Raw genomic sequence first — 26,888 nt, 5'->3', positions numbered from 1 at the left:
GATACACATGTTAAAACAGACTCCACTGAATGCAGCACACCGTGACATGGGTGCAAAGATGGTCGATTTCGGCGGCTGGGATATGCCGGTCAATTACGGTTCGCAGATCGAAGAACATCATCAGGTGCGCAATGACGTCGGCATGTTCGACGTGTGCCACATGCTGGTAGTGGACGTGAAGGGTGGCGACGTACGCGGTTTCCTGCGTGGGCTGGTGGCCAATAATGTGGACAAGCTCACGGTGAGCGGCAAGGCGCTGTATTCGTGCATGCTCAATCCCGAAGGCGGCGTTATTGACGATCTGATCATTTATTTCATGACTGAGGACTGGTTCCGTATCGTGGTGAATGCCGGTACCGCAGACAAAGACGTGGCCTGGATGCTTAAACAGGCGGAGGGGCGAGCGCTTACTGTCACGCCACGTCGTGATTTGGCGATGATCGCTGTGCAGGGCCCTAATGCACGTGCCAAGGTGTGGGAGGCCATCCCCGGTGCGCAAGCAGTGAGTGAGGCGATGAAGCCGTTTAACGCGGTGGAATTTCAGCAATACTTTATTGCCCGTACCGGCTATACCGGCGAAGACGGTTTCGAAATCATGCTGCCGGTGGCAGAAGCCGAAGCGATGTGGCACCGGCTCGCCAGCCTGGGCGTGAAACCGATAGGATTAGGCGCGCGCGACACCTTGCGTCTGGAGGCAGGGATGAACCTGTACGGGCAGGATATGGACGAAGCCACCAACCCCCTGGAATGCGGCCTGGCATGGACCATCGATCTGAAAAGCGAGCGCGATTTCATCGGTAAAGCCGCGTTGCTGTCGCGCGACATCAATCTGCAACTGGTCGGCCTGGTGCTGCTGGACAAAGGTGTGTTGCGCGCACACCAGGTGGTGCAGACCAAACACGGTGCAGGCGAAATCACCAGCGGCACTTTTTCCCCAACATTACAGCAATCTATCGCGCTGGCACGTATCCCGCTAGGCATTGCGCCGGGCGCAGAAGTCGAGGTGGCTGTGCGTGACAAACAGCTTAGAGCGAAAGTGGTAAGCTACCCGTTCGCGCGTACTGGCCATTCATTAATTTCCTGAATTTAGACAGATAACCTAGGAGTAACACACATGAGTATCCCTGCAGATTTGAAATATACCGCCTCCCACGAGTGGGTTAAAACTAATGCGGATGGCACAGTCACCGTAGGCATCACCGCGCATGCGCAAGATTTATTGGGCGATATGGTGTTCGTGGAAAACCCGGCTGTTGGCCGTACCCTGGCTGCTGGAGAAGAGTGCGCTGTGGTGGAGTCGGTTAAAGCTGCGTCCGATGTGTACGCACCTATCGCCGGCGAAGTGGTCGCCGCTAACGCCGACATCGAGGCTGCACCGGAAGCTATTAACCAGGATGCCTATGCGGCATGGATGTTCAAGCTCAAACCGGCCAACAGCGCCGATGTCAACAGCTTGATGGATGCCGCGGCTTATCAGGCGCTGGTTGAATCCGAAGCACATTAAGATCGAATAATAACAGGACTCGCCATGCCATTTATTCCGCATACCGATGAAGATGTAACCCAGATGCTCGCTGCTATCGGCGCACCGTCGATAGACGCCTTGTTTGATGAAATCCCCGAAGCGCTGCGCAGCGGCAAGCTGACGCAAGTGCCCGAGGCGATGACCGAAATGGAAATCAGCCGGCTGATGCAGGACCGCGCCGAGCTGGATGGACGGCAGTTGAATTTCATCGGTGCCGGCGCGTATGAGCACCATATTCCGGCAGCGGTTTGGCAAATTACCACGCGCGGCGAGTTCTATTCCGCATATACCCCGTATCAGGCCGAGGCTTCGCAGGGCACGCTGCAGCTGATTTACGAATACCAGACCATGATGGCGAGCCTGACCGGCATGGATGTGTCCAATGCGTCGCTGTATGACGGCGGTTCGGCACTGGCCGAAGCGGTGCTGATGGCGGTGCGCGCACACAAGGGCGCGATGCGCGTGCTGATGCCGAAAACCGTATCGCCGCTGTATCGCGCGGTGGTGCGTGGCATGGTGAAGAATCAGCACATCGAGCTGGTGGAGCTGGACTATGATCCTGTCAGCGGCACCACGCCGGTACCGAGCGCCGACATGGGCGACTTTGCCGCGTTGGTTATCCCGCAGCCGAATTTTTTCGGTGCGCTGGAAGATGTCGATGCGCTGACCGACTGGGCGCACGCTCATGGCGGTCGCGTGATTGCACTCACCAATCCGACCAGTCTGGCGTTGTTCAAGGCACCCGGCCAATGGGGTACGGCAGGTGCGGATATCGCCACCGGCGACGGCCAACCGCTGGGCGCGCCGCTGTCCAATGGCGGGCCGTATTACGGCTTCATGGCGTGCAAACAGGCGCTGGTGCGGCAGATGCCGGGGCGCATCGTCGGGCGCACCGTCGATCTGGAAGGTAAGCAGGGTTTCACGCTGACATTACAGGCGCGCGAACAGCATATACGCCGTTCCAAGGCCACGTCGAACATCTGTACCAATCAGGGGCTGGTGGTGACGGCCTCCACCATTTACATGAGCTTGCTGGGGCCGGAGGGTTTGAAGCGGGTAGCGGCAAGCTCGCATGCGAATATGCGCAGCCTGCTCGCTCAGTTAAGCGCCATTCTCGGTGTGAAGCAGGCGTTTGCCGGATATTATTTCCATGAAGCGGTGGTACAGCTGGATCGTCCGGTCGCGCCGGTGCTGGCTGCATTGCAGGCGCAGGGCATACTGGGCGGGCATGATCTCAGTGCGGACTATCCGGAACTGGGTAATGCGCTGCTGATCTGTGCCACGGAAACCAAGACCGCCGCCGATCTGCAGCGCTATGCGCAGCAATTGAGCCAAATCCTGAGCAAATAAACATAGAGACGACCATGCTGATATTTGAACATTCCCGCCCTCATCGTGCCGCCCATGCACAAATGCCGGCTCATGCCGCCGACATCAGTGATCTGCCTGCCAGTCTGCTGCGTCAGGACGAGCCGCTGCTGCCGCAAGCCTCGGAGATGGATGTGGTGCGCCATTACACGCGCCTGAGCCAGAAGAATTTTTCCATCGATACGCAGTTCTACCCGCTGGGTTCCTGCACCATGAAATACAACCCGCGTGCCTGCAATAGTCTGGCGATGCTGCCGGGTTTTCTGGCGCGGCACCCGTTCGCACCGGCAACGACCGGTCAGGGCTTTCTGGCGTCGATGTACGAGCTGCAGGAAATGCTCAAGGACGTCACCGGCATGGCCGGCGTATCGCTGGCACCGATGGCCGGCGCACAAGGTGAATTCGCCGGCGTGGCGATGATCCGGGCTTATCACGATGCCCGCGGCGACGATGCGCGGCGCGAGATCATCGTGCCGAACGCAGCGCACGGCACCAATCCGGCTACCGCAGTGATGTGCGGCTATACCGTGCGCGAGATCCCGACCGACAAGGAAGGCGACGTTGATCTGGAAGCATTGCAGGCTGCAGTGGGGCCGCATACCGCCGGGCTGATGCTGACCAACCCGTCCACGCTGGGCGTGTTTGAAAAGAAAATCCAGCAGATCCAGAAGATCGTGCACGATGCGGGTGGCCTGCTGTATTACGACGGTGCCAATCTGAACGCCATCCTCGGCCGTGTCAAACCCGGCGACATGGGCTTTGACGTTATCCACATGAATCTGCACAAGACCTTCTCCACTCCGCATGGCGGCGGCGGACCAGGTGCGGGTCCGGTGGGTGTGGCTGCACGTCTGCTGCCGTACATGCCGGTGCCGGTAGTGACCAGGGAAAATGGCCAGTACCGCTTGCTGGTGGAAGGCGACATTCCCGCCACTATCGGTCGCATGAGCGCCAATCATGGCAATGCTGGCGTGCTGCTGCGCGCTTACATCTATGCCCGTATGCTGGGTGCGGAAGGTATGCATCGCGTCGCCGAATTTGCCACGCTGAATGCCAACTATTTGCTGGCAGAGTTGCAGAAAGCCGGATTCGACATCGCGTTCCCGACGCGTCGCGCCAGCCACGAGTTCATCGTCACCCTGAAGAAGCTCAAGGATGAAACCGGCGTCACCGCGATGGACTTTGCCAAGCGCCTGCTGGATTACGGCTACCATGCGCCGACTACGTATTTCCCGATGCTGGTGCCGGAATGCCTGCTGATTGAGCCGACTGAAACCGAATCCAGGGAAACGCTGGATGCGTTCGTGGCCGCGATGAAGACCATCCTGGCCGAAGCCTACGCGACGCCGGAGCTGGTCAGGGGCGCGCCGTACACCCAGCCGGTGCGCCGCCTCGACGACGTCAAGGCTGCCCGCGAGCTGGATCTGGTGTGGCGTCAGCCTGCTGCCTGAGCCAGTGCTGTATAAAGGCGTTGATGTCGCAGTCGTAATTGCAGCATCAGCGCCGAGCGAATGCCGAGTGCGGTTGAATTGAGTTGCGGTAGATTGTTCGCCTCCAACCATCCTGATTCCTGAACCGGATCCCGTTTTATGCCTCTCGCTTCAGAAAAACCCCGCCTTCCGGGCTGGCTCAGTGGAATCCTGCTGATCGGTTTTCCTACGACGTAATCCGCACCATAGCAAAATTAACTGCATGGCTGTGTGCGCACTGGCGACGTTATTGCGCGCTGGGGCGGTGGGGAATTCCTGATCATGTTCCCTGACTGTAACCGGGAGCAGGCATGCGGGTTGCCGAGCAATTGCGTCTTGCGGTATCTGCGCATGATTTTGCTTTCGATCAGACCGAGGAAGCGGTCACGGTGAGCCTAGGGATTGCGTAGTATCTGCCGGAAGAATCGATAGATGCTTTTTTTGCGTGGGTCAACCACGCGTTGTATCAAGCCAAAGCGCAAGGCCGCAACATGACCGTTACGGTATAGCCGGCAGTGGTTGATTGTTCCTGTGCCGATTAGCCAAATCTACCAGTTTAACTCCGCAGCTTCTCCCGTAAAATTCAGGATGGCATTGATAAGCCTGAATGAGATTAAGCCATCTAATCCGCAGGAGTCAGGCTGTCTGGAGATTTAAGTGAATCGGTTATCTGAGCAAGCATTACCCATACTGGATGTGATCGAGGACGGCGTGTTTATTTTTGCGCTGGATTCGCTGCGTTTCAGTTATGTGAATGATGGCGCCGTCCGTCAGACAGGTTATGCCCAAGCCGAATTGCTGGGAATGACCCCGCTGGATATCAAGCCGGAATTTGATGAAGAGAGTTTTCGTCAAATGCTGCTGCCGCTGGTTCAAGGCGCGGTACGCACTATCCGTCTGGAAACCTTGCAGCGCTGCAAACATGCGGGAAGCATTGCGGTAGAGCTTATTCTGCAGTTGCTGGAGGCAGAGCAACTGCAACCCAGTGTGATTGTCATTGCTCGCAATATTGCCGAACGCAGGCAGGCTGATCTCTCGCTGAAACGCGAAGCCTCCGAATGGACTCAGGTGATGGATTCTTTCGAGGATGCCATTTGTCTGCTGGACGCCGATCGCCGCCTGGTCAGGGCGAACAAGAAATTCTATTCGCTGATGCGAATCGAGCCAGCACAGGCGATAGGCAAGCTTATGCGCGATGTGGCCCATCCATCCGGTGAGCCCGTCCCTTGCCCGGTATGCCTGGCTCAGGAAGAAAAGCTGGACGCGGTGATCACGATGGAAGCCGATCATCCGGACAATCCTGCCCCCGGTCTTCCTATCGAAATCACCGTCAAAATCATCCGCGACGATCACGGCGCCGCCAGCGGCATCCTGATGAGTATGCATGACCTTAGCCACGCGCGAAAAATAGAGGACAAATTACGCCAGAGCGAAGATCGCTTTCGCAGTGTCATGGCGGAAGCGCCGTTACCGATGATTATCCATGCCGAAGATGGCGAGGTGCTGGGGATCAATAAAGCCTGGGCGGAGGTCACCGGTTATGTCCATGCGGACATTCCGACCATCAGGCACTGGACTGAAAGGGCGTATGGAGAAGAGGCGTGGCTGGTGCAGCAGAGCATCTCCAAATTGTATGCGACCACGCAGCGGGCCGATCGCGGTGAGAATACGATTACCTGCAAGGATGGCAGTACGCGTATCTGGCACATCAGTGCGGCGCCCGTCGGTAAACTGGCTGACGGACGCAGATATGTTGTGAGCATGGCGCTGGATGTGACGGAAAGAAAGCAGGCGCAAGCCCAGATCGAATTTCTGGCCTATCACGATGCGCTGACGCAGCTGCCTAACCGGCTGCTTGCCAAGGACCGCATGGAGCTCGCGATACGGGCAGCCGATCGCACGCAAACCAAGTCTGCGTTACTGTTCCTGGATCTGGATAATTTTAAAACCATCAACGATTCGCTGGGCCATATGGTCGGCGATGCGCTGTTGAAGCAGGTTGCCTCGCGCTTGCGGGAATGCCTGCGCGACACGGATATTCTGAGCCGGCAAGGCGGCGACGAGTTTTTGATCGTGCTCACCGACATCCATGACGACGATGCGATCATGGTCGTAGCCGAGAAGATACTGGAGAATCTGGCGCAGCCCTTCCATATCGAGCATTACGAATTATCCACTTCGCTGTCGATTGGCATCGCCGTCTATCCCAACGACGGCGATGATTTCGATACCCTGCTGAAGAAAGCCGACACGGCGATGTATCAGGCCAAGGAATCGGGGCGCAATGCCTATCGCTTCCATACAGCGCAAATGAACATCAATGTGGTCGATCATTTGCAGATACGTAACGGCCTGCGCCAGGCGCTGGAAAAAGGCGGGTTGTCACTCTACTTCCAGCCCCAGATCAGCCTGAGTAACGGGGCAGTCGTCGGCGCAGAAGCATTGCTGCGCTGGCAGCACCCGCAGTTAGGCATGTTGCCGCCGGGGCGCTTCATTTCGGTAGCCGAGGACAGCGGGCTTATCGTGCCGATCGGCGACTGGGTATTGCAGGAAGCCTGCCGACAGGCAATGGCCTGGCAGCAGGCGGGTCTGCCGGAGCTGGTCATTGCGGTGAATCTCTCTGCGGTACAATTCAAACGTGGCGATCTGGAACAAAGTGTGACGCGGGCGCTGACCGAATCCGGCCTGAATCCGGCGTTGCTCGAGTTGGAATTGACCGAATCGATCCTGATTCAGGATGCAGAAAAGGTGTTGAGCAGGCTGCGGCGGCTGAAAGCGCTGGGCGTCAAGCTGTCCATTGACGATTTCGGTACGGGTTATTCCAGCCTGTCCTATCTGAAGCGCTTTGAAGTCGATAAACTGAAAATCGATCAGTCGTTCATACGTGACATGGCGGATGATCCCAACGATGCAGCAATCGTTAGAGCCATTATCCAGATGGCCAGGAGCCTCAATCTCAAGACCATCGCCGAAGGTGTAGAAGATGAACGTCAGCTTTCGTTGCTGCGTCTGCAGTATTGTGACGAGATACAGGGCTATTATTTTGCCCGCCCGATGCCTGCGGACGAGTTCGCCGTTTATCTTGGCGCTAACTCATGAACTGCGCTGCTGGTGTTGCTCAAAGATAGTGCGTGCATCCAGCTTCGCCTGCTGTTTGGTGCGCAAGGCGGAATTTTCATCGTGGGCCACAAAGAAATCAGCCTCCTGCGCCTGCATTACTAGACGGATCGCGGCCGCATCTATCAGTTTGTATCTTTCCGCGATAAGTGTCGTTACTTCGTCCAGATATTCTTCGTAGGTCATTATTTTTCCTGTTTAACTGCGTATGTCGGCATGATGCCATTATGCCAGAGATACGCTATTTTCCGGACTTGCGAGTATTTCTACCATTTCCCGATGTTTGAACTATCCTTGAATCTGGTGTGCTGCCGGAAATCAGTCAGTGTGTTGTAAGCTGAGTAGCCTAGACTGAATTCAAGATAAATATATCTTATAAGGGGGTGGTATGAAAATATTGGAATACAAGTCCATGAGGACCATGCAGTTGGTCACCCTGTTGCTATCTTTCCTTACGGCGCTTATGTCATTCAATGCCGAGGCCGTTCCCGCTTTTGTGCGGCAAACAGGGCAGAATTGCCTTGCTTGTCATGCCGGCGGCCAGTTTCCCGAGCTGACGCCATACGGACGCATGTTCAAGCTCACCGGCTATACCATCGGCGAGCGCACCGTGCCGCTTTCAGTGATGGGCGTGTTTACCTCGAATAGGGTAAAAGTGGCCGATTCCGCCGCCGGGCACACTCAGGACGGTACGCTTACCTTCAATACCGGCAGCCTGTTCCTCGCCGGCAAGATCACCGACAAGACCGGTGTGTTCGCCCAGATCACTTACGATAATTACGCCAGTCCTTCCGATAAAATCGGTTTCTCCGGGCATACCGGCGCGGACAACATGGATTTTCGCTATGCCGACCGTTTGGTCGATAACAAAACCGATCTGATTTACGGCGTCACGGTGCATAACAATCCTGGCGTACAGGACGTATGGAATAGCACACCGGCCTGGGGTTACGGTGTGGTGCCTGGCAGCACGGGCATAGGTGCGGCGACAACGCCGATGCTGGATGGCGGGCTGGGACAGCAAGTGGTCGGCGCAGGGGCTTATGTGTACTGGAATCAGACCGTCTATGCGGAGCTGACCGGTTACCGTACCGGCGATGGCGTGTTTTCCTTCATGACTCAGGGTAACGGCACGCAGACGGTAATCAAAGGCACTAACCCTTATCTGCGGCTGGCGCTGACCCATGCCTGGGGAGCGCATAATGCGATGCTCGGAGTGACGCATCTGGATGTGCAGCAATACCCGGATCCGACTAATCTGACGACAGCGACCGACCGCTATCGCGATAACAGCATCGATTTCCAGTATCAGTATCTGCTCGATCCGCATACGGTCACCGCAACTGTGACCCGCATCCATGAAACCATCGATTCCGGCACACTGGGGACGCTGGCGGAGAGCGTCGATTCGTTCCGGGCGAAGGCATCTTATGTCTATCAGGCCAAGTACGGTGCGACGCTTTCCTACTTCGATGTCAGCAATAGCGTAAATAATGCCGGAGCGACGCAAACCGGCACGCAAGGCTGGACCCCGGAAATATTCTGGATGCCGTTGCAGTATCTGCGACTCGGCGTGCAATATACCCTGTTTGACAAGGTGAATGGCGTATCCACCAACACCGATGGGGCAGGCAGAAAAGCCAGCGATGACAACACATTGCTGTTCTATGTATGGGGCGCATATTAGGCGCTTTCTGCTGATTAATGCTGAAGTCGCAGGGCGCAGGCCTGACATGAATAACAGAAAATGGGAGATAGCATCATGCATAAAGTCACGATCGGTTTCATCCTGGCGCTGACCACAATCGCAGCGGGTTGCACGACGACGCAGACGCAGAGTTCCCGCAATCTGGCCGATCCCGCTGTCCCGGGCAAGGCATTGGCGCAGCAGGTATGCTCGATCTGCCACGGCGCTGATGGTAATTCCACTAACCCTACTTTCCCCAGGCTGGCAGGGCAGCAGGAAACCTACCTGATTGCGCAATTGACCGAGTTCAGAAGCCATGGGCGCTCCGATCCGGCAGGCTCGGAATACATGTGGGGCATTTCCCGGCATCTGACCGATACGCAAATCCAGCAGCTGGCCGCGTATTTCGCGCAACAGAAGCCAGCTGCCGATCAGTCCGTCTATCCCCGACTGGAAGCGGACGGCAGAGCGATCTTCATGAAGGGGCTGACCAGCCAGAATATTCCGGCATGTGAGACTTGCCACGGTGCCCGCGGTCAGGGCAATGGCATATTCCCGCGTATCGCAGGACAGCATGCAGACTATGTCGCCAAGCAGCTGCGGGTGTTCAAGGACACTGAAATGCGCCCTGCCGGTGCAGTGATGAAGGTGATTACTCATGACCTCACGCCGGATGAAATCAAGGCTGTTGCGGCGTATGTGTCGACAATTTCGCAGTAAATGCTGCGGTATCTGCTGCAAGCGGGCGTCTGCAAGGCGCCCGTTTCCATGGCGGTGTACGCGAGTCACCGCATCTGCTATCCGCAGTTGTGTTACGCCAAGGCTGGTCAATCGTGCTGCGCTGATCTAATATGAGCCAGCCTGCCTTCCCCTGATTTTGAAAGATGATCTTGTCATTCCGCCGTTTGCGCATATTAATCCTGTTGTCACTGCTGGGCACCATAACGGCCGTTACTTTCTGGGAGCGGTGGTCGGTGGCGCAGTGGCAGCAGCCGCTGCAAGTGGTGATATATCCGGTCAACGGCGATGGTACGGAAGCGGTTGCGGAATATATCGCGGGATTGAGTGCGGACCGGTTCCGGGCGATTCCCGAATTCATGCGCAGCCAGAGTGAGCGTTATCGGCTCAAGCCGCTGCCACTGCCGCAGATGACGCTGGGCAACGTGGTGGCGAGCGCACCACCGCCGCAGCCGGTGAATGGCAGCATGCTGGATACGCTGTGGTGGAGCTTGCGACTGCGTTATTACGTGTTTCATAACACTTCGTTCTGGCACAGTCTGGGGCGGATAAAACTGTTTGTGGTCTACCATCAGGGCGAGGACGGCATACCGCTGGAACATTCGCTGGGAATGCAGAAAGGTCTGCTCGGCGTGATCCATGCCTATGCGCGGCCCGCTCAGGATGGGCAGAACAATGTGGTGATTGCCCATGAGCTGCTGCATACCCTCGGTGCTACGGATAAATACGATGGCAATCTGCAGCCGGTATATCCTGACGGTTTTGCCGAGCCTGAAAACGGCATCCGTTACCCGCAGAAACTGGCGGAGATCATGGCCGGGCGCATTGCGGTCGCACCTAGGCGGGCGGTTATGCCGAAAAGCCTGGCAGCCTGCGTGATCGGCGCCAAAACCGCTTACGAGATAAACTGGAAATAATGAAACCTTACTCCGAATCCTGCGAGCGCAATCAGGCGCCTATACTCGAGCAGTTGCAAATGCTGTTTGCCGAGCGCCGCCACGTGCTGGAAATCGCCAGCGGCACTGGCCAGCACGCAGTGTATTTTGGCAGGGCGTTGCCGCATCTGAGCTGGCAGACCAGCGATCTGCCGGCCAATCACGCGGGTATCCGGGTATGGCTGGCCGAGGCGCGATTGCCTAATGTGCTGCCGCCGCTGGCGCTGGACGTGAATGACGCCGTGTGGCCGGTGATTGCCGTAGATGCCGTGTTTAACGCCAATACCGTGCATATCGTGTCGTGGCCGGCGGTGCAGCGCATGTTCGCCGGTATCGGCCGGGTGTTGCAGCCGGGCGGCGTGCTCTGCCTGTATGGGCCGTTCAATTATGGCGGTGCTTATACATCGGCGAGCAATGCCGATTTTGACGCTTGGCTGAAAGCGCGTGACTTGCACATCGGCATCCGCGATTTTGAAGCTGTGTGCGAGCTGGCGGCGGCGCAAGGGTTGAGTCTGGTGCAGGATATCGCGATGCCGTCCAACAACCGGCTGCTGGCATGGCGCAAATCAGTCTGACGGCAGCTGCTTGAACGGATTGTGCTCATTGAGCTCATCGGTGTAACGAGACATGCCTTCGGTTTCCCGCGCCAGAAAATCTTCCACCGCGCGACTGAATCGGGGGTGTGCCAGCCAATGTGCTGACCAGGTGGTGACTGGTAGAAAGCCGCGGGCAATCTTGTGTTCACCTTGCGCGCCGCCTTCAAATACCGCGATTTTTTCGGCGATGCAGAATTCTATCGTCTGATAGTAACAGGTCTCGAAATGCAGGCCGGGATGGTATTCCAGCGCGCCCCAGTAGCGGCCATACAGAGTGTCCGGCGTGTAGATATTGAGCGCGCTGGCGATAGGCTGGCCGTCGCGCCAGGCGATGATCAGCAGCACATTGTCCGGCATGGTGATGCCGATGCGCTGGAAGAAATCCAGATTCAGATACGGCGTCGAGCGGTGCTGGATATAAGTGCTGTCGTAGCAGCGCACGAAAAACGCCCAGTGCGCAGACGTAATGTTCTGACCGGTGTGATGGGTAAAGCTGATGCCGGCATCGCGCACGCGGCGGCGTTCCTGCTTGATCTTCTTGCGCTTGTCGTTGTTCATTGCCGCCAGATAGGCGTCGAAATCGGCATAGCCCGGATTCTGCCAGTGGAACTGCACACCCTGGCGCAACATCATGCCCGCCTGCTGAAATTCCCGGACTTGCATCTCGTCGGGGAACAGGCAGTGCAGAGAGGATACCTCCAGTTGTTGCGCCATCTGCAGGGCGGCCTGAATCAGCGTGGCACGGACCCCCGCTGTCGCGCCAAGTGCACGCAGACCGGTAATCGGGCTGAAGGGCACGGCGCACAGCAGCTTGGGATAATAGTCCAGTCCCTGGCGTTCGTACGCTTCCGCCCAGGCCCAATCGAACACATATTCGCCGTAGGAGTGGCGCTTGAGATAAAGCGGCAGCGCACCGATCAGTTGGTCGTCCTGCCACAGCGTGATAAATTGCGCCTGCCATCCCGTGCGCTGGGTCGCGCAGCCCGATTCCTGCAATGCCGCCAGGAATGCGTGGCACAGAAACGGGTTGCCGCCGGTCAGCGCGTCCCACTGGGCCGCAGGAAGGTCGGCGATGATAGCGACTATGCTGATTTCAGCAGCAGGAGCGGGTGCATTCATCAGGGTGTGGCGGAGGGCAGCAGGTCGTTGATCTTTTGCAGCGTCTCCGCTTCATCCCATTCGGTTGAGCCGAACAGCGCATAGCGTATCCTGCCGGTGCCGTCGATCACGTAGCTGGTAGGGAAGGCGAACACTTTCCAGCTTTTGAGCGCATGGCCGTCGCTGTCGAGCAGCACGGTAAAGTCGGTATGGACGGTTTTGATATAGGCGCTGACGACATCGGGCGTTTCACCCATGTCGACGGCGAGGATGGTGAAGGGCTTGCCGGCTAGCTTCTCCTTCAGGCGCTGCATCGACGGCATCTCGGCGCGGCAGGGCGGGCACCAGCTGGCCCAGAAATTAACCAGTACCACGCGCCCGCGGTAGTCCTCGAGCTTGTGCGTGTTGCCGGCGAGATCCTTGAGCGCGAGCGGCGGGGTAGCGCCGCCCTGATAAGGCTTGAGTTCGCGCGCTTGGGCGACGCTCGTGGCCAGGGCCAGGCTGAGCAGGATTGATAGACAGATATTCTTCAAGGTTGCTTTCCTCCGAGTTGTTTATAGGCATTTATTATTAATTGCGGCAGGGATGGCGCGAGTGCCTGTTCCGCCGGCAAGGCATCGTCGCGGAAATAAAAACGGTCGCGCACCTTGGGTAACAGTTTGATCGCGACGCTTGCGCCGCCCCGGCTGAGCAGGGTCTGGAGCTGATCGAGGTGCCAGCGCCAGGGCGAGAGTTCGGGCTGCAGGATGGCAAGCGGGAGGTGAGTGGCCGTGGTTACCGGCAGATACCGTGCATCTTCACCCGGCTCGGGGGTAGCGACATAGAGGTTGGGCGATAGCAGGATCGCGCCGCGCAAGTCGCGCCGGTCATCGTGCAATGCAGCCGCGGCTGTCAGTGCCAGTGCGGCGCCATTACCTTCGCTGACCAGATAAATCTTCTTGCCGCTGCGGCGGGCGCTGGCAGCAATGAGCCGGGCAACATTGTCCACCGGTATCTGCTGCAGGCTGCTGGGACTATTGGCAGGAAATAGGCGGCATGCAAATCTGCCAGCCACACTTCGACACCGGATTTGGCGATTTCACTCGCGGCATTGAATTCGGCCGGAACCAGGCCGTTTTCAGAAGGCAGCCAGAGCAGGATGGCGTTGCTGCGGCCCGGAAACATCGTGACCGGAATCTCGGTGCCGTTAGCCAGGGTTACATTTTGTTGTTTCGCCCCGGGAAGCGGGGCGGCAGCAATACTGGGCGATACGGCGGTCAACAAACACAGCATGAGACACAGATGCAGATACCCGGATGACAGCCGTCTGATGGTATTCATAATGTGAGCTCCCGGCGCTATGATTAATGAGTTAATGGCTTGTATTGTATAAGTAATTGACACCTTTTCTGTCGAATATATATCCTATTGCATTCCATTTTGGCCGATGCTAGTTATCGCTCGTAAAATCTGCGTTATTCTGCGATGGCCCGCGATTTCTGCCACAGCGCCGCCGCTATCAGTGCCGGGGTCAGATAGAGCATGGCCGACGCCAGATAGGCAGGGAAGTAAGGCGCCACGGCCAGCACAAATTCGCCGAGGCTAAGCGGGGCAGCGGTGCCGCTGAGCGCAAGGAAGAAGCCGTTGGACACGATGAAAGCCACGCCGACTGCAGCGCTGCTGGCCGCGAGCGCAAGCAGCGGCCGGACAAAGCGTTGCTTCTGCGCCAGTCCCATGCCGGTGAGCCAGAGCACGGCGTAGGTGGGGATGAGCCCGGTGTAAGCGGGGCTGAAGCACCAGGCTGCTTCGGCGGAGGATTGTGCCATGTAGATATCCAGCCCGAATGTAGCAAGCATCAGTACGATAAAGCCGGATACGCCGCCGAGCATGAGGCCTCCGAGCAGGAACATCGCCAGACTAGCGTCAGGGAGCAGATTGGCGCTGCCGAAATGGCTCATGCGCGTCGAAGCGATCATGGCCACCAGGGCGAGCAGTACGCTCAGGCGTTGCGAGGTCGATAGATTAGGCATGGGGTATTCCTCAAGAATTCTGTGAACCCGTATTATGCGACAATATGAGTTTTGCGTGACGATGATGTCGAATTTTATTCCTTCTCTGGATCGCGGGCTGGCAGCAGCGCTGCGCAGCAAGATCGACCAGAAGACCAAACCGCTGGGCGCACTCGGACAACTGGAAGCGCTTGCGCTGCAAGTCGGCCTGGTGCAGGCCACGCTCACACCGCAATTGCACAAGCCGGCCATGCTGGTATTCGCTGCCGATCATGGCATCGCCAATGCGGGGGTGAGCGCTTACCCTCAGGCAGTCACCGAACAGATGGTGCTTAATTTTTTGCGTGGCGGCGCGGCGATCAATGTGTTCTGCCGTGCTCATGGTCTGGATTTGCGTGTGGTCGATGCCGGCGTGAATGCCGATTTTGGCGGTGTGGCGGGTTTGATCGACCGCAAGGTAGCACTGGGCAGCGCGAACATGACCGAGCAGCCGGCGATGAGCGCAGCGCAGTGCGAGCAGGCTATGGCTCACGGTACGGCGCTGGCGCAAGGTCTGGCCGACGAGGGCTGCAACGTGCTCGGGCTGGGCGAGATGGGCATCGCCAATACCAGCTCGGCGGCTCTGCTCACGCATGTCTATACCGGTCTGCCGCTGGCCGATTGCGTCGGTCGCGGTACCGGGCTGGACGATGCCGGTCTGGTGCGCAAATTAAGCATATTGACTGATGTGGTCGCTTTGCACGGCAAATCCGCTGATGCGCTGGAAACCTTACGCTGTTATGGCGGGCTGGAAATCGCGATGATGGCAGGCGCCATGCTCGGCGCAGCCCAGCGCGGCATGCTCGTGCTGGTGGATGGCTTTATCGCCAGCGCAGCCTATCTGGCAGCCAGCGCGATGCAACCGGCATTACGCGATTATGCGGTATTCAGCCATTGTTCCGATGAGCATGGCCATCGCCAGCTGCTCAATCATTTACAAGCGCGTCCACTGCTGGATCTGGGTTTGCGTCTGGGCGAAGGCACCGGCGCTGCGCTGGCGTATCCGTTGCTGGTGGCTGCCGTTGCCTTTCTGAACGATATGGCCACATTTGAGTCGGCGGGCGTGAGTGAGCACTTGCAAGCTTAGGTTTTTTCCACGAAAAACACGAAAGGCACGAAAAATGAATTCGGGAATAGATTATTTGATGCACTGCTATGAGCTGTTGGCAAATATCGGCCGGATACGGAGTGGTGTGAACCATCGTTGTGTTTTTCGTGGACACGAAGCAGTTTAACCTGGCATGTTATTTAAGCAGCTTCGTCTCATCCTTACTGCGCTGGCCTTTCTGACGCGCATTCCCGTTCCCGCCTGGGTGGGCTTTGTCGACACGCAGCTGAACCAGTCGGTACGCTATTTCCCCTTGATTGGTTTGCTGGTCGGCGCACTGCTGGCGGGCGTGTATAGCCTGGCTACATTATTCTGGCCGCCTGCACTGGCGTTACTCTTGGCATTGGCTTTTGGTTTGATGCTCACTGGCGCGTTTCATGAGGATGGGCTGGCCGATTTTTACGACGGTGTCTACGGCGGTCTGACCGTGGAGCGCCGACTGGAAATCATGAAGGATTCACGTGTTGGCACCTATGGCGTGCTGGCGTTGCTGGCGGTGCTCGGGCTGAAATTCACCGCGTTGCTGAGTGCGCCGTCGGCATCCGTGCCGTTAATACTGATAGCCGGTCACGGCCTCAGCCGCGCCTTTGCCGTGAGCTTCATCTACACCCACGATTACGCCCGCAGCAGCGGCGGCAAAGTGCAGGTGGTGGCACAGGGCTTGAGCCTGCCCGCGCTGGGGCTGGCTTTGTTAATTGGATTGCTGCCGCTGTTGTGGTTGCCCGTCAGCATGGTGTGGCTGTTACCGCCACTGCTACTGTTGCGTCTGTGGCTGGCGCGCACCCTCTCCAGCAAGCTCGGCGGCTACACCGGCGACGCGCTGGGTGCGGCGCAACAGTTGAGCGAAACCGTGTTTTATATGGGGGTGGTGGCCCTGCTATGACTACCGAACTGATACTGGTGCGGCATACCCGTGTTGCCGTGGCGGGCGTGTGCTATGGGCGCATCAACGTACCGCTGGCCGACAGTTTTGATGCCGAGGCTAGCCAGATCAAAGCGCAACTGGCGGATATGGGCGAAGCGGTGTATTACACCAGCCCGGCGCAGCGCTGTCAGGTATTGGCGCAACACCTCGCGTCGCACGCGCAGATTGATCCTCGTCTGGCCGAAATGGACTTCGGTATGTGGGAAGGCATGACCTGGGATGCTATCGGCGAACCAGCCATCAGCGTCTGGGCAAATGACTTTGTGAATCTGCAGCCGCCACAGGGCGAATCGTATCTACAGCTGGCACAGCGGGTAGGTGCTTTTCTGGAGGATATGGCACAGCATGATCGTGTTGTGGTCGTAACCCATGCGGGGGTGATACGCGTTGCGCATGCGTTGCTAAATGATATTTCGCTGGTGGACAGTTTTGCATTTCAGTCAGAGTGTGGCGGGGTGTATCGGTACGACCTTTGATATATACGCGTTGGAGTTCTTCTAAAACCGTATAAAGCAAATAGCTGAAGTTAGGCAATCCCCATTGCAATGTTTTTTCGGCTTTAATCATTGCGCCAAATAATGTAAGATAAACGCCGTCTTATACGCAAGAAAATTGCGACATAATAATCACAAACATTATTCTTAATCATACTAAAAACTGTATCCGCCCTGTCGGATACGCAAATAACTTACTTTGGGGGCAAGATGGGTAGAGCATTTATTGTCGAAGGCGACAAAACCTCACATGGCGGAACGGTACTAGAGGGTTCAGCATTCTCAACGACGAACGGACGCAGAATCGCAAGATTGGGGGATAAGGTTTATTGTCCGCACTGCAAAAGGGCGACCAGCATTATTGAGGGTGACCCCACTATGATAGTGGATGGCGCACCCGTAGCACTGGATGGCTACAAAACTTCGTGCGGAGCAGTCCTGATTGCCAGCCAACAACCTACCTACAAGGACATGGGCGGCGGTAATGCGAGCAGCAATAACAGCAGCGATGCGTTTGCGTCCTTGTTCAGTCCTTATGTGGCTGAAGAAGATGATGTGGGGATTAAGTACGATCTATTTTTTCATGCTAAATACGCAAAAACAGGAAGGAATGCCTCGAATGCCAGATACAAAATAACGTTAGATGATGGACGTGAGTTTGAAGGTGTTACGGATGAAAACGGGCATACCGAAAAAGTCTTTTCAAACTCAGCCCAAATAGCAAAAATAGAGGTTCCATATTATGACGACAGCACAACTAACACCTGTAACAATTCAGAACCCTGTGGTTGTTGAGGTACACGATGAATTAAGTGGTCCTCAATGGTGTTCACGATTTCCCGGAAGTAACTCAACTAATACACTGACACCGGAGTTTAAAGCTTCTTGCGATGCTTTTATTGCTGCGATTGAAGCAGCTGGTGGACATAAAAATATTAGTTCGACATACCGACCGCCAGAAAGAGCTTATTTAATGCATTGGGCGCATAAAATTTATCGGAATGGTTTTAATCCGGCAAACGTACCGCACATGAATAATATAAATATAGAATGGGTACACACTACTCATCAAGCCTCAGTTGAAGCAGCCCGTAAGATGGTATATGGATTTGGCATACAAATCTTAGCTCAAGATACTCCACCCTCATTGCATACTTTGCATATGGAGCGCATAGCTATTGATATGTCTATTTCATGGAGTGGTAATTTATGTATAGCTAAACAAGATGGAACAATGGTCACAATCACAACAACACCAAGAGATGGAATGAATTTACAACTAAAAGAAGTAGGACGTAGCTATGGAGTCATAAAATTTGTTGGCGGTACCCAAGATAGACCACACTGGTCAGCGACAGGACACTAAGATGAAATTATTTATATTTTCGTTGTTTATGCTGCTCTCTGTTAACAGTGCATTTGCAAATGAGTCTAAAGCGGTTTCAATTGGCGAATACTCTAATATGTTTTGGGATGCTGGTGAAGACCCTCATTGCCTTTCTGGTTTCAATCTGGGTCTCTACAAGTTCAATAAGGAAATTGTCGGGCGTATAGGTATGGCTAACGGATCGGAGGAGCCAGCATCTGGAGTGCTATACGATATTAAATACGAGCCTAAACGCCATTATTTATCATTTAAAGCAAAACTTTCCGCTGGCTCTGAATCTGTGCCTGGGATTATAAAGAAAGACAGACCTTCCAAAGAGTTACTTGAATTTTCAGGAAAAATAACCTCTAATGCTGTTATCGGTACAATGGTTCAAAAAGACGGTTATTACCTTTCAGAAAAAGGGACTTCCACTAAAATCAAATTGATAAGACTTAATAAAAAGCAGAATTTAGATTTAAGTTTAGAAGAGTGGGAGAACATGAAAGCTTTATCTACTACATGGCAATGAATGGTAATCCCCCCCATTATTAACATCGAGCCTGTTAATAACTCTGTTCATGTACCACTGCATCAATACGAGTACGATTCACTCGTATCTTTAGTATTTAACAATGGTATTGGGCATACACCAGAAATTATCAGCATTGTGAATGCTGGAAACTATACTGAGATGCCTAATTTTATTAGAAGTTATAGAGCTAGTCACGGAAATGTACGCAGAAGAAGGCAAGAAGCCACCATGTTTATGGGGGAAAGCTATGATGCAGATCACTAAACGATTTCAGGTATTCATTAAAGCATTTGTTTTGATGTCATTAATATCCTCTGTAAACGCCAGCACAAACATAGAAAAATTATATGTTAATCCGACAGGAATTTATGAGTTAACACCACCACCAAAGTATATAAAAACCTCAAAGGGTAAAGTAATCGGCTTTGATGGTTATTCTGGGAACATCAAAGCAAAACTTATTAGCAAAGGGAGCGTTCACGTTGAATTCGATGTAAACAAAGGACTTTCTAGTTATAACTCAGGCTCTTTTATTTCCACATTGAATTACAAAAATAATACAGCCATTTATGAACCGCATGATGATGACCCATCTTGCAAAATTAAGATGGTTTTTACAAAAAAATATGTTTTAGTTGAAGAAAAAACAGATGATTACAATTTCGGTTGCGGTTTTGGTCACGCAGTTATTGCTGACGGTAAATACGTAAGAAAACAACAAAAATAACGCTATGGAAGCTGTAAATTTAGATTGTGTAAATGCTTCTATTGGGTGAGGGGATTACCGAATGAGCCATCTAGCAACCGGGCGGTTTTGCGCAAGGCTGCTACCGCTGGAAGTCGGGTCGAGGCAATTCTCGAAAACCGGCAGTCTCGGGGTTATTTGCATGGTCTGTACTAGTTATTTCTTGCTTCAACACCAGCGGCAACCCTGCCGCCACCAGCGTCACCCGCTCACATACTCCTGCTACCGCCTGATTGAGCCAGCCTGCTTCATCGACAAAGCGGCGGGTGAGTTCGCCTAGAGGGATGATGCCCATGCCGACTTCGTTGCTGACCAGCAATACGGTGCCGGGCAGGGTGGGGAGCAGGGTCAGCAGTGCGTCGCGTTCGTGTTGCAGTTGTTCGGGTGTCTGGCATAGCAGGTTGCTGAGCCAGAGGGTGAGGCAATCGACGATGATGCAGTGGCCGTCGCGGGCGTGAATTTGCAGTGCCGCGGCCAGATTCAGCGGCGCTTCGATGACTTGCCAGTGTGAGGGGCGGTTGGCTTGGTGGTGGGCGATGCGCTGGGCCATTTCGTCGTCTTGCGCCTGGGCGGTGACGATGACGCTGACAGTCCGCTGGCTGGCTATCGCGAGTTGTTCGGCATGGCGGCTTTTGCCGGAGCGGGCGCCGCCGAGGATGAGATGGGTCATAGGTTGAGCATGGCTTTCAATTTTGAGGTGTCCAGATGCTGTTCGACATTGTCGGCGAGTCTGTCCAGGCTGGCTTCATAGAGTGCATCCAGGTCCGGGCTGTGTGCCTGATGCAAACCGGCCCATGCCAGCAGCGCGTCGCAGCTTGCGGGGATGTCGAAAATGCCGTGGACATAGGTAGCGAGTATCTGCCTATCGGGCGAGATGGCGCCGTCCGGACGGTTGCCGTCCAGCCATGCCGCGGGATGTTGCAGCGCTGCACCCTGGCTGATGCCAGCGTGGATTTCATAGCCGGCAATGGCGGCATGGTTGAGGCTGAGGATGCCGCTGACATTGCGTAACTGCTTGCTCGCCGCCAGTGTAGTTTCCAGTTCCAGCAGACCCAGTCCGGCGCTGCTGCCAGCTTCTCCTTCTATGCCCAGCGGGTCGTGGATGGCTGTGCCCAGCATTTGCAGGCCGCCGCAGATGCCGATGAGTTTGCCGCCGTAGCGCAGGTGTCTGGCGATGGCGCTGTCCCAGCCTTTTTGTTTGAGCCAGGCGATATCGGTGCGCACGGACTTTGAGCCGGGCAGGATGATGAGGTCGGCGGGCGAGGGTGAACTGTTGGGCGCAATGAATTGCAGATTGACGTATGGGTTGAGGCGCAATGCATCAAAATCGGTGTGATTGCTGATGTGCGGCAGGGCGGGGACGATGATGTTGAATTGTCCCTGCGGCTGCTCGGCTTTGTGTGGCAGTGCGTCTTCCGCCTCCAGATTCAGGCCGGGCAAATACGGCAACACGCCGAATATCGGTTTGCCGGTTTTGGCTTCCAGCCAGTCCAGACCGGGCTGCAATAAACTCAAATCGCCACGGAAACGATTGATAACAAAACCTTTGACGCGCGCCTGTTCCGATGCGGACAGCAATGCCAGCGTGCCGACCAGATGGGCGAACACGCCGCCGCGGTCGATGTCGGCAATCAGGATCACCGGGCAATCCACGGCTTCGGCAAAGCCCATGTTGGCAATGTCGCCTTCGCGCAGGTTGATTTCAGCGGGGCTGCCGGCACCTTCCACGATAACGGCCTGATATTGGGCGTTCAGGCGCTGGTACGAAGCCAGTACCGCAGCGCGCGCGGTGCCTTTGTAGGCATGATAATCCAGTGCTTCCATGTTGCCGATGCTGTGGCCGTGAATGATGACCTGCGCGCCGGTATCTGAATTGGGTTTGAGCAGCACGGGGTTCATGTCGGTATGCGGGAACAGGCCACAGGCGCGGGCTTGCGCGGCCTGTGCGCGGCCGATCTCGCCGCCGTCTGCGGTTACGGCGCTGTTCAAGGCCATATTTTGCGGCTTGAACGGGGCGACGGCTACGTTCTGGCGCATCAGCCAGCGGCATAGCGCTGTTACCAGTGTGCTCTTGCCGGCGTCGGAGGTGGTGCCTTGCACCATTAGCGTTGCCATGTGCTTAATCCTTGTTCCAGACGCTGCCAGTCAGCCTCTGTACCGGGCAGGCCAATACGCAGGCTGACGGGTTCGGTAAAAAGGCGCGTCAATATGCCGCATTGTGCGAGATGCTGGTATAACCGAGCGGCATGCGGGGTAATGAGCCAGTGAAATAACGCTGTGCGGCCGTGCACGGCGAGTTTATGCTGTTGTAGCAGGCCAGCCAGTCGTTCCGTTGATTGCCCAAGCTGAGCCCGGCTGTATGCCTGCCAGGCGCTATCTTGCAAAGCCTGTATGGCAAGCCAGCGTGCGGGGTGGGCAATGGTCCACGGACCAAGCTCGGCTTGCAGACGCTGCAATAACTCGGCCTGCGCCATGACAAAGCCGACGCGTGCACCCGCCAGCCCAAAAAACTTGCCCAGCGAGCGCATGACGATAAGCCCGCTGCGATTAGTGTAAGGTGTCAGGCTGTGCATGGGATCGACGTCGATGTAGGCTTCATCCGCGACCAGCCAGCCACCACGGGCGGCTAGCTGACTGTGCCAGTCGAGTAACTGGGCGCTGTCATAACGGGTTCCGGTCGGGTTGTTTGGATGGATAAGCAGCAATACGTCGATGTCGTCCAGTTGCATGGCATCGGCTGTCAGGGGGACGACAGTATGGCCGGCTTTTTCCCACGCGTGTGCATGCTCGGCATAGCTTGGGAAAAACATGCCCACCCGGCCAGGGGCGCGCAGTGCCGGCAAGGCCTGCAATGCCGCTTGCGAGCCGGCCACGGGCAAAATATGGGGGGCTTGGTAATAGTGTTGCGCGGCGACTAATAGGCCATCGTCGTCTTCTGGCAGGCGCTGCCAGAGATGGGGTGGGATCGGAGGCACAGGCCAGCTATCGGGATTAATGCCGGTGGATAAATCCAGCCAGCTTTCCACGGCGATGCCCCACTCGCTCGCGGCAAGGCGCAGGCGGCCGCCATGCTCAAGCATGCCACAGCCCCATTGCCGCATGGAGTACCAGCCAAAGCCATACCCCTTTGTGTATCAGTGTTAGTGCACGATCAATGTCGGCTGCTACAGGCGCTGGCCCGGCACCGAGTTGAGGGCGAATTTCTTCTTGTCCGTGATAGACCGCTACGCCGCCTAATTGCACACCCAAAGCCCCGGCTCCGGCTGCCATGACCGGACCAGCGTTAGGACTGTCCCATTGCGGGGCTTGCTTGCGCCAGCAGGAAAGGGCTTGCCGTGTTTTGCCGAACAGGGCGTACGTCAGCGCCGTCAAGCGGGCGGGCAGGTAGTTCAGCGCATCATCCAGCCGCGCGGCGGCCCAGCCAAAGGCGTAAAAACGCGGGGTTTTGTAGCCCCACATGGCATCCAGCGTGTTGACCAGCCGATACGCCAGCGCACCGGGCGCACCGGCGAGGGCAAACCAGAATAGGGCGGCAAACACTGCATCGTTGCCGTTTTCCAGCACGGTTTCAACCGCTGCTTTGGCAATACCGGTTTCATCCAGCGTGGTGGTGTCGCGGCTGACAACACGGGCCAATTGCTCGCGAGCTGTGGGCACATCATGAGCGCTTAGCGCGGTGGCAATGGGGCGGGTGTGTGCGGCCAGGCTGTGCAAACCCAGGGTGAAATAGAGAATCAGCACGCTGAACAGGTTGCCGTAAAGGGGGACCCCCGCCAGGAGATATGCCAGATACACCCAGGGTATAACTACCAGCATCAGTGCCAGAATACCCAGCAGACGATTGAAAAACAGTGGCTGTTGCCGGTTCAGTCGCGATTCCAGGTGATTCGCCAGTCGGCCAAAGCCGACCAGCGGGTGCCAGTGGCGCGTCTCACCCAGCAAAACATCCAGCAGTACGCCTAGCGGCATCAGCCAGTCGCCGGTCATGGGGTTTTGTTTCCCCAATTGTTTTCAAACAGCATATTGTCCAGCGCGCGACGTGTGTCCCAGCCTTCCAGTTCCAGCATGGGGGCGGGATAAAATTCTGCGACATGGCCCAGGCACAAAATGGCAACCGGTTTTCCTCCTGCAGGTATGGTCAGCAATTGCGCCAGCGCATCAGGGTCGAACAGGGATACCCAGCCCAAACCCAATCCCTCTGCCCTTGCGGCTAGCCACATATTTTGTATCGCGCAGGCGACTGAGGCCAGATCCATTTCCGGCAGGGTGCGACGGCCGAATACATAACGCTCGCGGCCATCCATCAGCGCGGCGACCAGCAGTTCGCCGCAATCGAGGATACCTTCTACCTTGAGGCGCATGAATTCATTGTGGCGTTCGCCGAGTGCTTCGGCTGTGCGCATACGTTCGGTTTCGGCCAGTGCATGGATGCTGCGACGCAGTACCGGCTGGGTAATGCGAATAAAACGCCAGGGCTGCATCAGGCCGACGTTGGGTGCCTGATGCGCGGCTGCAAGCAGGCGGTGCAGGGTGTCGGTATCGATCGGGTCAGGCAGAAAATGACGCATATCGCGCCGCTCGCGAATAACGCGGTATACGGCATCACACTCAGCCTGGCTGAATTTGTTCGTGCTCACGGCGTAAAAAGTGCAGCAATGGCCGGTGGGTTGCTGGGAAAATATGTGTGGATATAACTGGCTGTTAACCGTCCCACCCGGTAAACAGCCTCAGAGGTAGCGTAGCCATTTGGACAGAGACCCTTGGCAAGCGGAGTCAGCGTAGTAGTCAGGCGCGAGTGATGGTAGGTGTGGCCCCGCAATGTACCTTCTGGCAGGTCGACGCTTTGCAACGCCAGTGCAGTCAGGCGGGGCTGCATCACCGCATCACCTGTCAGCAGCCCGAACATGGAAGCCTGCTTGCCGTGCTTGTCGCTGAGACTGTCCAGTAATGCCAGCATGCCGCCGCATTCGGCGACGATGGGTTTGCCCGCGGCATGATGCCGGCGGATTGCGTCACCCATGGCGGTATTGTTTTGCAAAGCATCCAGGTGTAGCTCAGGATAGCCGCCTGGCAAGTAGAGCGCATCAGCATCTGGTAAAGAACTGTCCGTCAGCGGGGAAAAAAATTCGACCGTGGCACCCAGTTCGCGCAATACGTCGAGGTTGGCGGGATAAATGAAAGCAAATGCATCGTCACGTGCAACCGCAATACGCACGCCGCTGAGTAATACAGGGGTAGCCGGTGCGGCAGGCGGTTCGGTAAATGTGACGGCAGGTGGCAATTGCGCCAGTTCAGTATCGGCAAATTTGGTGGCGAGGGTATCAAGCCGGATTTCGAGATCAGCGATTTCGTTGGCTTGCACCAGACCCAGGTGACGTTCGGGCAGCGTGATTGCATCATCGCGAAATAATGCGCCGTAGTAACGGGTGCCTTGTCGCACACTATTTTGCAACATGTGTGCGTGGCCGGCGCTGGCAACCCGGTTCGCCAATACACCCGCAAACGGCAAATCAGTGCGGTAGCTTGCCAAGCCGTGCGCCATTGCGCCAAAGGTTTGTGCCATTGCCCCTGCATCGATGACAGCCAACACCGGAATGCCGAATGTCACGGCCAAATCGGCCGATGAGGGCGCGCCGTCGAACAAGCCCATGACACCTTCAATCAGGATTAAATCGGCAGTTTGCGCAGCTTGCCAGAGCAACTGGCGGCAGTGCGCCTCGCCGCCCATGAATAAATCAAGCTGGTAAACGGGGTGACCGGAGGCGCGTGCCAGTATCATCGGGTCGAGAAAATCCGGCCCGGTTTTGAACACGCGCACAGTTCGTCCCAGATTACGGTGGTAGCGCGCCAGGCCGGCAGTAACCGTGGTTTTGCCCTGATTGGATGCTGGTGCGGCAATGAATAATGCGGGGCAAGTAGCGGCACTCACAAATCGATACCCCGTTGTGCTTTGACCCCGGCACGGTAGGCATGTTTTTCATCGGCGATGATGGAGACGGTATCGGCCAGTTCATTGAGCGCGTCCGGTGCGCCGCGTCCGGTGACGATGACGTGCTGCATGTCGGGGCGGTTAGCGAGGGTATCCAGCACCATGTCACTGTCCAGATAGTCGTACTTGAGCAAATAGGTGAGTTCGTCGAGCACCACGAGCTGGTAGCCGGGGTCGTTCAACATGCGCGTGGCAACTGCCCAGCCGCGTTCCGCAGTAGCGATATCCTGTTCGCGGTTTTGGGTTTCCCAGGTAAAGCCATCGCCCAGAACATGCCATTCAACATTGGGATTCTTGCCGAAGAAAGCCTCTTCGCCGGTGTCGGTACGGCTTTTGATAAACTGGCAAACGCCGACTTTCATGCCGTAGCCAAGCGCACGGGCCATGGTGCCGAAAGCCGAGGTGCTTTTGCCTTTGCCATTGCCGGTGATGACGATGAGCAAACCGCGGTCTTCCGTGGCACGGGCGATAGAGGCATCTATCACCGCTTTTTTGCGTACCATGCGGGCAGCGTGGCGGGCATTTTTTTCGGCGATTTGTTCCGGAGTCAGGCTCATGCTGCGGTGTTTTCCTGTAGAGGGGCTAGCAGCAAATGTATGATCGCCGCGAGGCCAAGATACAGAGTGAATGATGACAGCATGGTGGGGAAATATTCGAAGAAACGCGGCACGAATCCAGCCAGCGAAGGATCAGCGAAGCGCCCGGAGAAGAAATAAAAGCCGCCGCTGGAGAGCAGCTCAGCCGTTACCGTACCGACTAACGCCGTGCCTGCCAGCCATGGCAGCGTGGCCAGGCTCATGCTGTAGTGTTGCGCGTACACACGTCCCGCAATGAACAGAGCGCCATAAGCCGGTATCAGTAGCCAGTAAGCGGGGGAGACACAAAAACCGGATACGCCGAATTGGGTAATGGCGATGTAATCAATCAGCATTGCCGCTGCAATCAAACCCGGCGCTATCCATAATGGCCGCAGATACACGCCTACCAGAAAGAAAATCGCCCAGGAAGCATCGGGTAACGCATGTAATGTCGCCCAGTGATGGCTGCGTGTGAGCGCCATGATGAGTGTGAGGATGAGGCCGATGTTGATTTGCTGGCGGTGAGTGAGGTGCATGATGGACTCCTGGTGGTTAAAGGGCCGGGTGGCGTGTCATTGCCACCCGGAA

The 26,888-nt window shown here is 56.2% G+C and carries 30 protein-coding genes; 16 read left to right on the top strand and 14 right to left on the bottom strand.

What is annotated here, in order from left to right; translation table 11 throughout:
- Positions 1–7: 7 nt before the first annotated feature.
- The 5 genes from gcvT (at position 8) to CAP31_RS14245 (ending at position 7,461) form a co-directional block, all read left to right on the top strand.
- On the top strand, positions 8–1,084 hold the full coding sequence (gcvT, locus tag CAP31_RS14265; protein ID WP_087448141.1) for a glycine cleavage system aminomethyltransferase GcvT: 1,077 nt from the start codon (positions 8–10) through the stop codon (positions 1,082–1,084).
- A gap of 30 nt (positions 1,085–1,114) precedes the next feature.
- On the top strand, positions 1,115–1,504 hold the full coding sequence (gene gcvH, locus CAP31_RS14260; RefSeq protein WP_087448140.1) for a glycine cleavage system protein GcvH: 390 nt from the start codon (positions 1,115–1,117) through the stop codon (positions 1,502–1,504).
- Between the two features lie 24 nt (positions 1,505–1,528).
- The gene (gene gcvPA / locus CAP31_RS14255; protein WP_087448139.1) at positions 1,529–2,875 is read left to right on the top strand and encodes an aminomethyl-transferring glycine dehydrogenase subunit GcvPA; all 1,347 of its coding nucleotides are present in this window, start codon (positions 1,529–1,531) and stop codon (positions 2,873–2,875) included.
- A 14-nt stretch (positions 2,876–2,889) separates the two neighbouring features.
- On the top strand, positions 2,890–4,344 hold the full coding sequence (gcvPB, locus tag CAP31_RS14250; protein ID WP_087448138.1) for an aminomethyl-transferring glycine dehydrogenase subunit GcvPB: 1,455 nt from the start codon (positions 2,890–2,892) through the stop codon (positions 4,342–4,344).
- Between the two features lie 675 nt (positions 4,345–5,019).
- Positions 5,020–7,461, top strand: coding sequence for an EAL domain-containing protein (locus CAP31_RS14245; protein WP_087448137.1), 2,442 nt, complete (start codon positions 5,020–5,022; stop codon positions 7,459–7,461).
- On the opposite strand, the gene CAP31_RS14240 is transcribed toward CAP31_RS14245, so the two are convergent.
- On the bottom strand, positions 7,456–7,665 hold the full coding sequence (locus CAP31_RS14240) for a hypothetical protein (RefSeq protein ID WP_087448136.1): 210 nt from the start codon (positions 7,663–7,665) through the stop codon (positions 7,456–7,458). The two genes, CAP31_RS14245 and CAP31_RS14240, sit on opposite strands and share 6 nt — an antisense overlap.
- A gap of 202 nt (positions 7,666–7,867) precedes the next feature.
- Between CAP31_RS14240 and CAP31_RS14235 the strand changes: the two genes are divergently transcribed.
- The 4 genes from CAP31_RS14235 (at position 7,868) to CAP31_RS14220 (ending at position 11,414) form a co-directional block, all read left to right on the top strand.
- Positions 7,868–9,166 carry a cytochrome C gene (locus CAP31_RS14235; protein WP_223247301.1) on the top strand — a complete coding sequence of 433 codons (1,299 nt, stop codon included), beginning with the start codon at positions 7,868–7,870 and terminating at the stop codon, positions 9,164–9,166.
- A gap of 75 nt (positions 9,167–9,241) precedes the next feature.
- A complete protein-coding gene (locus CAP31_RS14230) occupies positions 9,242–9,886 on the top strand; it encodes a cytochrome c (RefSeq protein ID WP_087448135.1) in 645 nt (214 codons plus the stop codon).
- A 164-nt stretch (positions 9,887–10,050) separates the two neighbouring features.
- Complete coding sequence (locus tag CAP31_RS14225; protein ID WP_223247300.1) at positions 10,051–10,821, top strand: hypothetical protein; 771 nt, start codon at positions 10,051–10,053, stop codon at positions 10,819–10,821.
- On the top strand, positions 10,821–11,414 hold the full coding sequence (locus tag CAP31_RS14220; RefSeq protein ID WP_087448134.1) for a DUF938 domain-containing protein: 594 nt from the start codon (positions 10,821–10,823) through the stop codon (positions 11,412–11,414). Before CAP31_RS14225 ends, CAP31_RS14220 begins: the two co-directional genes overlap by 1 nt.
- Here CAP31_RS14220 and CAP31_RS14215 read toward each other — a convergent pair.
- From CAP31_RS14215 to CAP31_RS14195, 5 genes are all read right to left on the bottom strand, one after another.
- The gene (locus CAP31_RS14215; RefSeq protein ID WP_087448133.1) at positions 11,406–12,554 is read right to left on the bottom strand and encodes a GNAT family N-acetyltransferase; all 1,149 of its coding nucleotides are present in this window, start codon (positions 12,552–12,554) and stop codon (positions 11,406–11,408) included. The two genes, CAP31_RS14220 and CAP31_RS14215, sit on opposite strands and share 9 nt — an antisense overlap.
- On the bottom strand, positions 12,554–13,066 hold the full coding sequence (locus CAP31_RS14210; protein WP_087448132.1) for a TlpA disulfide reductase family protein: 513 nt from the start codon (positions 13,064–13,066) through the stop codon (positions 12,554–12,556). The genes CAP31_RS14215 and CAP31_RS14210 overlap by 1 nt, the downstream gene beginning before the upstream one ends.
- A complete protein-coding gene (locus tag CAP31_RS14205; RefSeq protein ID WP_087448131.1) occupies positions 13,063–13,521 on the bottom strand; it encodes a hypothetical protein in 459 nt (152 codons plus the stop codon). Before CAP31_RS14205 ends, CAP31_RS14210 begins: the two co-directional genes overlap by 4 nt.
- Positions 13,425–13,853: a hypothetical protein gene (locus CAP31_RS14860; RefSeq protein ID WP_157662766.1), complete on the bottom strand. Its 429-nt coding sequence runs from the start codon at positions 13,851–13,853 to the stop codon at positions 13,425–13,427. The genes CAP31_RS14205 and CAP31_RS14860 overlap by 97 nt, the downstream gene beginning before the upstream one ends.
- A 134-nt stretch (positions 13,854–13,987) precedes the next feature.
- A complete protein-coding gene (locus CAP31_RS14195; protein WP_087448129.1) occupies positions 13,988–14,542 on the bottom strand; it encodes a hypothetical protein in 555 nt (184 codons plus the stop codon).
- Positions 14,543–14,603: 61 nt separating this feature from the next.
- On the opposite strand from CAP31_RS14195, the gene cobT reads away from it, so the two are divergent.
- The 7 genes from cobT (at position 14,604) to CAP31_RS14160 (ending at position 19,715) form a co-directional block, all read left to right on the top strand.
- The gene (gene cobT, locus CAP31_RS14190; RefSeq protein ID WP_087448128.1) at positions 14,604–15,647 is read left to right on the top strand and encodes a nicotinate-nucleotide--dimethylbenzimidazole phosphoribosyltransferase; all 1,044 of its coding nucleotides are present in this window, start codon (positions 14,604–14,606) and stop codon (positions 15,645–15,647) included.
- A gap of 154 nt (positions 15,648–15,801) precedes the next feature.
- A complete protein-coding gene (locus CAP31_RS14185) occupies positions 15,802–16,551 on the top strand; it encodes an adenosylcobinamide-GDP ribazoletransferase (protein ID WP_087448127.1) in 750 nt (249 codons plus the stop codon).
- Positions 16,548–17,069, top strand: coding sequence for an alpha-ribazole phosphatase family protein (gene cobC, locus CAP31_RS14180; RefSeq protein WP_087448126.1), 522 nt, complete (start codon positions 16,548–16,550; stop codon positions 17,067–17,069). The genes CAP31_RS14185 and cobC overlap by 4 nt, the downstream gene beginning before the upstream one ends.
- A gap of 228 nt (positions 17,070–17,297) precedes the next feature.
- A complete protein-coding gene (locus tag CAP31_RS14175; protein ID WP_087448125.1) occupies positions 17,298–17,882 on the top strand; it encodes a PAAR domain-containing protein in 585 nt (194 codons plus the stop codon).
- The gene (locus CAP31_RS14170; protein ID WP_087448124.1) at positions 17,830–18,453 is read left to right on the top strand and encodes a hypothetical protein; all 624 of its coding nucleotides are present in this window, start codon (positions 17,830–17,832) and stop codon (positions 18,451–18,453) included. The genes CAP31_RS14175 and CAP31_RS14170 overlap by 53 nt, the downstream gene beginning before the upstream one ends.
- 1 nt (position 18,454) lies before the next feature.
- Entirely contained in the window at positions 18,455–18,985 is a 531-nt protein-coding gene (locus CAP31_RS14165; RefSeq protein WP_087448123.1) for a hypothetical protein, read from the top strand.
- Between the two features lie 142 nt (positions 18,986–19,127).
- Positions 19,128–19,715, top strand: coding sequence for a hypothetical protein (locus tag CAP31_RS14160; RefSeq protein ID WP_087448122.1), 588 nt, complete (start codon positions 19,128–19,130; stop codon positions 19,713–19,715).
- A 100-nt stretch (positions 19,716–19,815) separates the two neighbouring features.
- Here CAP31_RS14160 and cobU read toward each other — a convergent pair whose 3' ends face one another.
- The 8 genes from cobU to CAP31_RS14120 are packed head-to-tail and all read right to left on the bottom strand — an operon-like array spanning position 19,816 to position 26,836.
- Entirely contained in the window at positions 19,816–20,403 is a 588-nt protein-coding gene (cobU, locus tag CAP31_RS14155) for a bifunctional adenosylcobinamide kinase/adenosylcobinamide-phosphate guanylyltransferase (RefSeq protein ID WP_087448121.1), read from the bottom strand.
- Positions 20,400–21,848, bottom strand: coding sequence for a cobyric acid synthase (locus tag CAP31_RS14150; RefSeq protein WP_087448120.1), 1,449 nt, complete (start codon positions 21,846–21,848; stop codon positions 20,400–20,402). The genes cobU and CAP31_RS14150 overlap by 4 nt, the downstream gene beginning before the upstream one ends.
- Complete coding sequence (gene cobD, locus CAP31_RS14145) at positions 21,836–22,813, bottom strand: threonine-phosphate decarboxylase CobD (RefSeq protein ID WP_087448119.1); 978 nt, start codon at positions 22,811–22,813, stop codon at positions 21,836–21,838. Before cobD ends, CAP31_RS14150 begins: the two co-directional genes overlap by 13 nt.
- Positions 22,806–23,720 carry an adenosylcobinamide-phosphate synthase CbiB gene (gene cbiB / locus CAP31_RS14140; protein WP_087448118.1) on the bottom strand — a complete coding sequence of 305 codons (915 nt, stop codon included), beginning with the start codon at positions 23,718–23,720 and terminating at the stop codon, positions 22,806–22,808. Before cbiB ends, cobD begins: the two co-directional genes overlap by 8 nt.
- The gene (bluB, locus tag CAP31_RS14135; RefSeq protein ID WP_087448117.1) at positions 23,717–24,370 is read right to left on the bottom strand and encodes a 5,6-dimethylbenzimidazole synthase; all 654 of its coding nucleotides are present in this window, start codon (positions 24,368–24,370) and stop codon (positions 23,717–23,719) included. Before bluB ends, cbiB begins: the two co-directional genes overlap by 4 nt.
- Positions 24,367–25,662: a cobyrinate a,c-diamide synthase gene (locus CAP31_RS14130; protein WP_087448116.1), complete on the bottom strand. Its 1,296-nt coding sequence runs from the start codon at positions 25,660–25,662 to the stop codon at positions 24,367–24,369. The genes bluB and CAP31_RS14130 overlap by 4 nt, the downstream gene beginning before the upstream one ends.
- Positions 25,659–26,279 (bottom strand): cob(I)yrinic acid a,c-diamide adenosyltransferase, encoded by a 621-nt coding sequence (gene cobO / locus CAP31_RS14125; RefSeq protein WP_087448115.1) that lies wholly within the window; start codon positions 26,277–26,279, stop codon positions 25,659–25,661. The genes CAP31_RS14130 and cobO overlap by 4 nt, the downstream gene beginning before the upstream one ends.
- The gene (locus CAP31_RS14120) at positions 26,276–26,836 is read right to left on the bottom strand and encodes a hypothetical protein (RefSeq protein ID WP_223247299.1); all 561 of its coding nucleotides are present in this window, start codon (positions 26,834–26,836) and stop codon (positions 26,276–26,278) included. The genes cobO and CAP31_RS14120 overlap by 4 nt, the downstream gene beginning before the upstream one ends.
- Positions 26,837–26,888: the final 52 nt, after the last annotated feature.

It is taken from the genome of Sulfuriferula sp. AH1 (assembly GCF_002162035.1).
In the GTDB taxonomy this organism is placed as follows: domain Bacteria; phylum Pseudomonadota; class Gammaproteobacteria; order Burkholderiales; family Sulfuriferulaceae; genus Sulfuriferula.
The sequence above is the reverse complement of the archived record's forward strand: the minus strand, read 5'-3'. Positions and strand labels throughout refer to the sequence as shown.